The organism is Brevundimonas diminuta ATCC 11568 (genome assembly GCF_000204035.1).
Lineage (GTDB): Bacteria > Pseudomonadota > Alphaproteobacteria > Caulobacterales > Caulobacteraceae > Brevundimonas > Brevundimonas diminuta.
This window is the reverse complement of the sequence record NZ_GL883086.1, coordinates 2,336,034-2,344,583: the sequence shown is the minus strand read 5'-3', so window position 1 is coordinate 2,344,583 and position 8,550 is coordinate 2,336,034. Positions and strand designations below refer to the sequence as shown.

Genomic DNA, 8,550 nt, shown 5'->3' with positions numbered 1-8,550 from the left:
CTGCGTTGCCGCCGCCGACGTTGTTGCCGATGATGGCGCCGGCCACGGCGCCCAGACCAGCGCCGACAGCGCCCTGACGCACGGTTTCGTTCGAGCCGTAGCCGCCGCCGTAGTACGGGTCGCTGGCGCAGGCGGTCACCAGAAGACCGGCGCCGGCGATGGCGAGAATCGCCTTGTTCATGGTTCTGTCCTTCATCCCTTAGGGGGCACCCCTGAAGCTTCGATAACGCAGTCCGAAGAGGGCGGTTCCGAGGCAAAGCGACGCAAGCTTCACTTTAATTTTTCACCCGCTGTCGCATGTGCGGAACTGGCCGCGCGCGCAGGCGTTCGCCGCCCATGATCGACGCCCCGAATTTTCTGAGCGCCCTGGCCGCCGCCCCTTCGGGGCACGACACGGTCGAGGAGCCGCGTCCCCTGACAGGCGAGGTCCGGCTGGAGCGGATCATCATCCTGGTCAATCCCCTGTCCGGCGGCGTCGGACCGCAGGCGGCCGATGAGGCCGCCGCCCTGTTGGCGGTCTATCCCCTGCAGGCCGAGGTGGTGGTGCTGGAGGGCGCGCGCATCCCAGACCAGATCGGCGAGGCCCTGGCGGCGCGGCCGGACGCCCTGTTCATCCTGGCGGGCGACGGCACGGCGCGGTCGGTCGCTGCCCGCGCCGGGTCGGACGGTCCTCTGATCGCCCCCTTGCCCGGCGGCACCATGAATATGCTGCCCAAGGCCCTGTACGGCACGGGCGACTGGAAGGCGGCCCTCCGGCTGGCGCTGGAAGAGGGCGCGCCGCAGTACGTCTCAGGCGGGGAGGTCGAGGGCGAGGCCTTCTACTGCGCCGCCATCCTGGGCTCGCCCGCCCTGTGGGCCCCGGCGCGCGAAGCCATCCGCGAGGGCAAGCTGAAGATGGCCTGGACCTATGGCCGCCGGGCGCTGAAGAAGGCCTTCTCGGGTCGGGTGCGCTACGCACTGGACGGCGGCGTGCGCGAGAAGGCCGAGGCCCTGGTGCTGATCAGCCCGCTGATCTCCAAGGCGATGGACAAGTGCGACGGGCTGGAGGCGGCGGCCATGAACACCGCTGACGCGGCCCAGGCCTTCCGTCTGGCCGCCCACGCCTTGTTCGACGACTGGCGTCAGGATCCGACCGTCACGACCCGCGGCGCGCGCAAGATCGAAGTGGAGGCCCGCTCCCGCATTCCGGCGGTGATCGACGGCGAACCCATGTTGCTGGGCCGCGCGACGGCGGTGAAATTCGTCCCGCGCGCCTTTACGGCTCTTGCGCCCAAGCCTCCGACGGGCGGGGACAGCGTCTAGTGGGTCTGGTCCTCCAGTTTTCAGACGTTCATTTCGGGTGCGAGCACGAACACGCGGTGGCGGCGGCGTCCGACTACGCCCGCGCGGCCGGCGCCGATCTGATCCTGATCACCGGCGACATCACCCAGAGAGGCTATCCGCGCGAGTTCGCGGCGGCGGGTGAATGGATACGCGCCCTGCCCGAGCCGGTCTTCGTCACCGTGGGCAATCACGACGTGCCCTATTGGGACGTGATGGCGCGGCTGTTCTGGCCGTGGCGGGCGTTCGAACGCGCGACCGGCCATCCGGCGCATGACCATGAGTTCCGCTCGGATCGGTTGATGGTGCGCGGCGTGACGACGGCGCGCGGCTGGCAGGCCCGGCCCAACTGGTCCAAGGGGGTCATCGATCTGGACCAGACGCGTCGGGCGGCCGAGGCCCTGCGTCAGGCGCCGGTCGGAGCCTTGCGCGTTCTGGCCTGCCACCACCCGCTGGTCGAGATGATCGGCGCGCCCATGACCGGCGAGGTCAAGCGCGGCGAGCGGGCGGCCCGCATCTTCGCCGAGGCGGGCGTCGACCTGATCGTCACCGGCCATGTCCATGTGCCCTTCGCCCTGCCGATCGGAGTGGGGGATCAATGCTCCTATGCGGTCGGATGCGGGACGCTGTCGCATCGCGAGCGAGGGGCGCCGCCCAGCTTCAACCGGATCGAATGGGACGCCGAGACGGTGACGGTCTCGGCCGTGGCCTGGGACGGGCGTCGCTTCGCCGATCACCAGACCTGGCGTCTGCCGCGCCGTCGCGCCTGACGGCTTTGAATTTCAACCATGGAAAAGGGCCGCGACGGCATGGTCGCGGCCCTGATTTCAATGTCTGGCCGTTCGGCTAGATGCGCGGCCCGCCGCGTCCCCTCAGGCCGCCCACCAGCAGGGAGACGACGAACAGGATAACGGCGATGATGGCGATGAATTTGGCGATCTCGAACGACATGCCCGAGATGCCGCCGAAGCCGAGCACAGCTGCGACCAAGGCGATGATGAAGAAAATAATAGCCCAACGAAGCATAGGCGAACCCTCCGAAAGATGTTGACGGGAGCGGGCTTTCGACCTCTCCCGTCGATAGCGTCGCTTGCTTGAAACAACGCCTCGGAGACTTGGCCGTTCCTTTAACGTCGGTTTCGGACTCTGCTTTTCTCGGTAAAGGCGGCCGCCACCATGGTGGCCAACGCGGGGTTGCGCAGGAAGATGAAGCCGCCGGCCAGAGCCGCTGCGGCGCCCAGGATCGGGCGCTGCTGGAACAGCCGCAGGGCCCGCATGCCCAGGCCCTCGGGCTCGTCGTATTCCTCGTCCTCGTCATCACCATGCGCCCGCCGCACGAACACCAGGGCGACGACGGCCGCGATCAGGGCGAACAGCAGGGCGGTCAGGGCGGCGCCGATGAGCGGCGGCACGACCAGCAGCAGCAGGTAATAGACCGTGGCCCCCAGGGCGACCATGGCCACGAAGGCCGCGCCGGCGGCGACGAAGGTCGCCACCGCGCGGTTGATGAGCCCCCGCCCGATCATCAGCGCCGACGCCCGGCCAGCAGCAGGCCCAGGACGACGCCGACGCCGAGCGCGATGGCGGTCGACTGGATCGGACGCTCCTGCACGCGTTCGACGACGTAGCGCTGGGCCTCGTCGAACTTCTCGGCGGCCTCGTCGTAATATTCGCGGCCGCGCACCTTGGCGTCGTCGTAGTAGCCGCGCGCCTTCTCGCGCAGCTCCTCGCCCTGCTCGCGCAGGCGCGCCTCGGCCTCGGAGGCCTTTTCCTTCAGACGCTGGGTTTCCTCGCGGGCGCCGGCCTTGAGGTCCTCCTTCAGGGTCTTGAGGTCGTTCTTGATGTCTTCACGAGCCTTGGACGTGGCCATGATGCGCGCTCCGCTCCTTGTGTAAGCTTGACGATTAAATAGAGAAGCCCTGCCCGGAACGCCACACCGACGATCAAGGTTCCTGCAATGCAGCATGGGCGAAGGTCGCAGAGGCGCCCATCTGGCGCGACGCGCGCGGCGCTTCTAGAACAGGCGTCATGACCCAATGGCTGTTCCCGCCCGCCCCGACGCCGTCCCTGCCGATCGAAGGCGAGGCGCGCCGCCTGCCCGTGCGGCGCATCCTGTGCGTGGGCCAGAACTACGCCGCCCACGCTCGCGAAATGGGGGCCGACCCGGACAAGCCCGCGCCCTTCTTCTTCGCCAAGCCGGGCGACGCTTTGGTCGTGGACGGGGCCGATCCGACCTATCCGTCGGCGACGCAGAACCTGCATTATGAGGTCGAACTGGTCGTGGCCCTGGGCGAAGACGCGCGGCCGGTCGGCTGGGCCGTCGGCGTCGATCTGACGCGGCGCGATCTTCAGGCCGAGGCCAAGGCCAAGGGGCGGCCGTGGGAGGCGGGCAAGGCCTTCGACCAGTCGGCGCCCTGCAGCGCGTTGAGCCGGACGCCGCCCGCGCCCGACGCGCTCATTGAGCTGAAGGTCAACGGCGCCGTCCGTCAGTCCAGCCGGCTGTCCGACATGATCTGGGACGTGGACGGCGTCCTGTCCAAGGCGGCCGAGCTGTGGGCGCTGCAGCCCGGCGACCTGATCTTCACCGGCACGCCCGAAGGCGTTGGTCCCCTGAGCCCCGGCGATCGGGTCGAGGCCGTCATCGCGGGTCTGCCCACGCTCAACTTCACGGTGCAATCATGATCCTGCACGGCTACTGGCGCTCGGGCACCAGCTATCGCACCCGCATCGCCCTCAATCTCAAAGGGGTCGAGTATCGGCAGGCGGCGCTGGACCTGCGCACGGGCGCGCAGAAGTCCGACGCCTACCTCAGGCTCAATCCGCAGGGCCTGGTCCCGGCGCTGGAGACGGACGACGGCCTGGTGCTGACCCAGAGCCCGGCCATTCTGGAATGGCTGGAGGAGACCCATCCCGAGCCGCCCCTGCTGCCGCGCGACGCGGCGGGCCGCGCCCAGGTGCGGGCCATGGCGGCGGTGATCGGCTGCGACATCCATCCGCTCAACAATCTGCGGGTGCTGAAGGCGGTGCGCGGTCTGGGCGCCGATCAGGCCGGGGTCGACGCCTGGGCCGGTCAATGGATCATCGACGGCTTTACGGCGCTGGAGGCCTTGATCGTTCGCTATGGCGAGGGGTGGTGTTTCGGCGGGACGCCGACGCTGGCCGACTGCTACCTGATGCCCCAGCTCTATTCGGCGCGGCGGTTCAACGTCGATCTGGCGGCCTTCCCGCGCCTGCTGGAGATCGAGGCGAGGGCCGAGGCGCACCCGGCCTTCATCGCCGCCCTGCCGGAAAACCAGCCGGACGCGGATTAAGCCTCTTCATTCACCAACGACCTTGATTTCGGTCAATCTCCCTTAAGCTTTGACGGCGAAAGTGGCGGTGTGAGATTCGCCGTTCCGCCCTCTCCGGCCGACAAGCTCGCCATCGCCCTGGTGGTTGAGCCTGATCGGTCCCGCCCGCTGCCGCCCGGCCAGCGGGAGGAGGCGACGCGTCACCTGCTTCAGACCGCGGGCGACGCCGGAATCGGCCTGGTCGCCACCCGGCCTGAAGGCGACGTCGAACGGATGCTGGGTCAGGCCTGGCCCTTCCCTTCGCCTTTCCGCGTCACCGTGCGCACCGTGCCGCTGGCCGACGGCCTGGACCGGGTCGAGGCTCGCGCCCGCCGCTCGCTGGAGCGCATGGGCCTGCCGCGCGGCGACGCCGTTCTGGTGCAGAGCGCCGCCGATCTGGCGGGCGCCGAGGGGCGCGCCCTGTGGGACCGGCTGCAGGCGCTGAAGGCGCGCGGCGTCTTCCGCAAGGTCGGCTTCATCGCCACGGTCGAGGACGGCCCCGGCTTGCTGGCCCGCCGCTTCCAGCCGGACGTGGTGCAACTGACCTGCAACATCCTGGACCAGCGCGCGGCGCGCACCGGGGTCATCGCCGACATGGCGAGCCAGGGGATCGAGGTGCATCTGGCTTCGGTCTTCGCCCAGGGCCTGCTGTTCGCCAACCGCGACAGCCTGCCGCCCGAACTGGCCGCCCACGGCATGGCCCTGTCGCGCACGCGCCGCCGTCTGGCCGAGGCGCGGGTCGATCCGATGCAGGCGGCCCTGGCCTACGCCCTCACCCTGCCGGGGGTGGCCTCGGTCATCGCCAGCGTGGCCTCCTCGGCCGAGCTGCGCGCCATCATCGCCGCCTCCCACGCCCCGCGCCCGGACATCGACTGGGACGCCCTGGCTCTGGACGAGACGCCCGCCGCCCTGGCTTCGCGCCCGCGTCTGCGCCTCGTCAGCGCGGCCTGATCCACAGAGCTGTCCACAGGTCGCCTTTCGCCTGTGCATGAGGGGCGCCGCCCGCGCTTGAGGCCGCCGCCCCGATCCGCCACCCTGCGGGTCAGATGAACGCGCCCCTTTCCCACCCGCCCAAAACCGACCTCAAGCCCGACGCCGGCACTACGCCGGTCATGGCCCAGTATCTGTCGGTCAAGGCCGGTCAGCCCGAAGCCATGCTGTTCTTCCGCATGGGCGACTTCTACGAGCTGTTCTTCGAGGACGCGCAGAAGGCGGCCGCCGCGCTCGGCATCGCCCTGACCAAACGCGGCAAGCATCAGGGCGAGGACATCCCCATGGCCGGGGTGCCGGTCCACGCCATGGACGGCTATCTGGCGCGACTGATCCGTCAGGGCTTCAAGGTCGCCGTCTGCGAACAACTGGAAGACCCGGCTGAGGCCAAGAAGCGCGGCTCCAAGGCCGTGGTTCACCGCGACATCGTGCGGGTGGTGACGCCCGGCACCCTGACCGAGGACACGCTGCTGGACGCGCGCGGCGCCAACCGGCTGGCGGCCGTGGCGATCCGTAAAGGAAGGGCGGCCGTGGCGGTGGTCGAACTGTCGGCGGGAGTGGTGGATTCGGTCGCCTGCGACCTGTCGGATCTGGGTGCCGCGCTGGCCGCGTTCCGACCGTCCGAGGTGCTGGTCCCCGACCGCCTGTTCTCGGACGAGACGATGAAAGGCGCGCTGGACGGCTCAGGCGGGGTGGTTCAGGCCATGCCGCAGGCCCTGGCCGAGCCGGTCGGAGCGAAGGATCGGGTGCAGCGGCTTTATGGCGTCTCCGCGCTGGACGGCTTCGGCGCCTTTGAGGAGGCCGAGATTTCGGCTCTGGGCCTGATCGCCGCCTATCTGGAGACGACGCAGGCGGGCAAGATCCCCGCCCTGACCCCGCCGCGCCGCTCGGGCGAGAGCGGCTTCCTGGCCATCGATCCGGCGACGCGTCTCAGCCTCGAAATCGACCGCACCCAGCGGGGCGAGCGCGACGGCTCCCTGCTGCACGCCATCGACCGCACCGTGACCTCGGGTGGCGCGCGGGCGCTGGCCGAGCGCGTCTCGCGACCCTTGCGCGATCCGGGGGCGATCAACGCTGGGCTGGATGCGGTGGAGTGGCTGCTGGAGCGGCGTGATCTGCGACGCGACCTGCGCGAGTCTTTACGCGCCTCGGCCGATGTGGCGCGGGCGACCTCGCGTCTGGCGCTGGGGCGCGGCGGGCCGCGCGATCTGGCGGCCATCCGTTCGGGCTTGAAGACGGCCCAGGGTCTCAGCGCTCTGTTCGCCGCTGCGGCCAATGATCCGCTGGCCGGGCCGCCTGCGCGGGTGACGGCCTGTCTGGACCGGCTGGCGCTTGAGGGCGACCTGTCGCATCTGCTGGCCGAACTGACCGACGGTCTGATGGAGGAGCCGCCGCATCTGGCGCGCGACGGCGGCTATGTGAACCCCGGCCATCGGCCCGAACTGGACGCCGCCCGCACCCTGCGCGACGACAGCCGCAAGGTCATCGCCGAACTGGAAGCCAAGGCCGTCGCCGACAGCGGCGTCGCCTTCAAGGTGCGCCACAACGCCGTCCTCGGCTACTTCCTCGAAACGAGCGCCAGGGCGGCTGAGCCCCTGCTGCGCGCCGGACCCGACAGCCCCTTCATCCACCGCCAGACCCTGGCCAATCAGGTGCGCTTCACTACCGTCGAGCTGTCGGAACTGGACGCCAAGATCAGCCAGGCCGGGCACCGCGCTCTCGCCATCGAGGCCGAGACGTTCGAAGGCTGGCGCCGCGAGGTCGCGCGTCTGGCCGGACCGCTTCAGGGCGTGGCCGAGGCGCTGGCCGAACTGGACGCCCACGCCGCCCTGTCCGAATGGGCCGAAGAGGTCGGGGCCGTGCGCCCCGCCGTGGACGACAGCCTGTGCTTCGCCGTCGAGGCGGGCCGTCACCCCGTGGTCGAGGCGGCGGTGAAGGCGCAAGGCCTGCCCTACACCCCCAACAACTGCCAACTGGCGGGCGACGGCGTCGGGGCCTCGCGCCTGTCCATCGTCACCGGCCCGAACATGGCGGGCAAGTCGACCTTCCTGCGCCAGAACGCGCTGCTGGTCGTGCTGGCCCAAGCCGGGGCCTTCGTGCCGGCGCGGTCGATGAAGCTGGGCGTGGTCGACCGTCTGTTCAGCCGCGTCGGCGCGGGCGACGATCTGGCGCGCGGCCGATCCACCTTCATGATGGAGATGGTCGAGACGGCCGCCATCCTGACGCAGGCGACGGGGCGCAGCTTCGTCGTGCTGGACGAGATCGGGCGCGGCACCGCCACCTATGACGGTCTGGCCATCGCTTGGGCTACGGCCGAGGCCCTGCACGAGACCAACCGCGCCCGCACCCTGTTCGCTACCCACTATCATGAGCTGGCCCAACTGGAGGAACGGCTGGACCACGTCTGTAACCTGTCGATGAAGGCAAGGGAGTGGAACGGCGAACTGGTCTTCCTGCACGAGGCGGCGCCTGGCGCGGCGGATCGTTCTTACGGCGTGCAGGTGGCGCGCCTGGCGGGGGTGCCGACCGCCGTCGTCGGCCGTGCTCGCGAGGTGCTGGAGCGGCTGGAAAATGAGAAGGCGGCGACCGCCCGTCTGGACGACCTGCCCCTGTTCGCCGCCGCCGAGCCGCCCCCGCCGCCGATGAAGTCCATGCTGGACGAGGCGGTCGCCGCCATCGACCCCGACGACCTGACCCCGCGCGAGGCGCTGGAGGCGCTCTATCGGTTGAAGGGCATGGCGAAGCCATAAATTCCCGCTCATCCCGGCGGACGCCGGGATGAGCGGGAGATAGGGAGCATGCTATGCTCTCCAGCGTGACAGCACCGTCCCCGCTCCCGTCCGCCGTTCTCGACGCCGCCTCGGCGCCAAACCCGCGCGCCGCCGTCACCGCCGCCTTGCGCGAGAGCTTC

9 protein-coding genes and 1 pseudogene are annotated in these 8,550 nt (G+C 70.0%); 6 read left to right on the top strand and 4 right to left on the bottom strand.

What is annotated here, in order from left to right:
• Positions 1 to 181, bottom strand: a pseudogene (locus BDIM_RS18185) (hypothetical protein); the annotation flags it as partial.
• Between the two features lie 155 nt (positions 182 to 336).
• On the opposite strand from BDIM_RS18185, the gene BDIM_RS15285 reads away from it, so the two are divergent.
• Together BDIM_RS15285 and BDIM_RS15280 are read left to right on the top strand one after the other, a co-directional pair.
• Positions 337 to 1,302 (top strand): diacylglycerol/lipid kinase family protein, encoded by a 966-nt coding sequence (locus BDIM_RS15285; RefSeq protein ID WP_052747997.1) that lies wholly within the window; start codon positions 337 to 339, stop codon positions 1,300 to 1,302.
• The gene (locus BDIM_RS15280; RefSeq protein WP_040346390.1) at positions 1,302 to 2,090 is read left to right on the top strand and encodes a metallophosphoesterase family protein; all 789 of its coding nucleotides are present in this window, start codon (positions 1,302 to 1,304) and stop codon (positions 2,088 to 2,090) included. The genes BDIM_RS15285 and BDIM_RS15280 overlap by 1 nt, the downstream gene beginning before the upstream one ends.
• A 76-nt stretch (positions 2,091 to 2,166) precedes the next feature.
• On the opposite strand, the gene BDIM_RS15275 is transcribed toward BDIM_RS15280, so the two are convergent.
• The 3 genes from BDIM_RS15275 to BDIM_RS15265 all read right to left on the bottom strand — a co-directional run bounded on the left by BDIM_RS15275 (position 2,167) and on the right by BDIM_RS15265 (position 3,190).
• Positions 2,167 to 2,346 carry a DUF1328 domain-containing protein gene (locus BDIM_RS15275; protein WP_003166483.1) on the bottom strand — a complete coding sequence of 60 codons (180 nt, stop codon included), beginning with the start codon at positions 2,344 to 2,346 and terminating at the stop codon, positions 2,167 to 2,169.
• 101 nt (positions 2,347 to 2,447) lie between these two features.
• Positions 2,448 to 2,846, bottom strand: a complete 399-nt coding sequence (locus BDIM_RS15270) for a hypothetical protein (RefSeq protein ID WP_003166482.1) — start codon at positions 2,844 to 2,846, stop codon at positions 2,448 to 2,450.
• The gene (locus tag BDIM_RS15265) at positions 2,846 to 3,190 is read right to left on the bottom strand and encodes a glycine zipper domain-containing protein (RefSeq protein WP_003166480.1); all 345 of its coding nucleotides are present in this window, start codon (positions 3,188 to 3,190) and stop codon (positions 2,846 to 2,848) included. Before BDIM_RS15265 ends, BDIM_RS15270 begins: the two co-directional genes overlap by 1 nt.
• Positions 3,191 to 3,348: 158 nt before the next feature.
• On the opposite strand from BDIM_RS15265, the gene BDIM_RS15260 reads away from it, so the two are divergent.
• The 4 genes from BDIM_RS15260 (at position 3,349) to mutS (ending at position 8,389) form a co-directional block, all read left to right on the top strand.
• Positions 3,349 to 4,002, top strand: a complete 654-nt coding sequence (locus BDIM_RS15260) for a fumarylacetoacetate hydrolase family protein (RefSeq protein WP_003166479.1) — start codon at positions 3,349 to 3,351, stop codon at positions 4,000 to 4,002.
• Positions 3,999 to 4,631, top strand: a complete 633-nt coding sequence (maiA, locus tag BDIM_RS15255) for a maleylacetoacetate isomerase (RefSeq protein ID WP_003166478.1) — start codon at positions 3,999 to 4,001, stop codon at positions 4,629 to 4,631. The genes BDIM_RS15260 and maiA overlap by 4 nt, the downstream gene beginning before the upstream one ends.
• Positions 4,632 to 4,700: 69 nt before the next feature.
• Entirely contained in the window at positions 4,701 to 5,600 is a 900-nt protein-coding gene (locus BDIM_RS15250; protein WP_003166477.1) for an aldo/keto reductase, read from the top strand.
• Between the two features lie 95 nt (positions 5,601 to 5,695).
• Positions 5,696 to 8,389 carry a DNA mismatch repair protein MutS gene (mutS, locus tag BDIM_RS15245; protein ID WP_040346389.1) on the top strand — a complete coding sequence of 898 codons (2,694 nt, stop codon included), beginning with the start codon at positions 5,696 to 5,698 and terminating at the stop codon, positions 8,387 to 8,389.
• Positions 8,390 to 8,550 lie beyond the last annotated feature (161 nt).

Bases quoted from the DNA above. Each gene is read 5' to 3' on its own strand.
- BDIM_RS15275 (WP_003166483.1), bottom strand. From the start codon at position 2,346: ATGCTTCGTTGGGCTATTATTTTCTTCATCATCGCCTTGGTCGCAGCT.
- BDIM_RS15265 (WP_003166480.1), bottom strand. From the start codon at position 3,190: ATGGCCACGTCCAAGGCTCGTGAAGACATCAAGAACGACCTCAAGACC.
- maiA (WP_003166478.1), top strand. From the start codon at position 3,999: ATGATCCTGCACGGCTACTGGCGCTCGGGCACCAGCTATCGCACCCGC.
- BDIM_RS15285 (WP_052747997.1), top strand. From the start codon at position 337: ATGATCGACGCCCCGAATTTTCTGAGCGCCCTGGCCGCCGCCCCTTCG.
- mutS (WP_040346389.1), top strand. From the start codon at position 5,696: ATGAACGCGCCCCTTTCCCACCCGCCCAAAACCGACCTCAAGCCCGAC.
- BDIM_RS15260 (WP_003166479.1), top strand. From the start codon at position 3,349: ATGACCCAATGGCTGTTCCCGCCCGCCCCGACGCCGTCCCTGCCGATC.
- BDIM_RS15270 (WP_003166482.1), bottom strand. From the start codon at position 2,846: ATGATCGGGCGGGGGCTCATCAACCGCGCGGTGGCGACCTTCGTCGCC.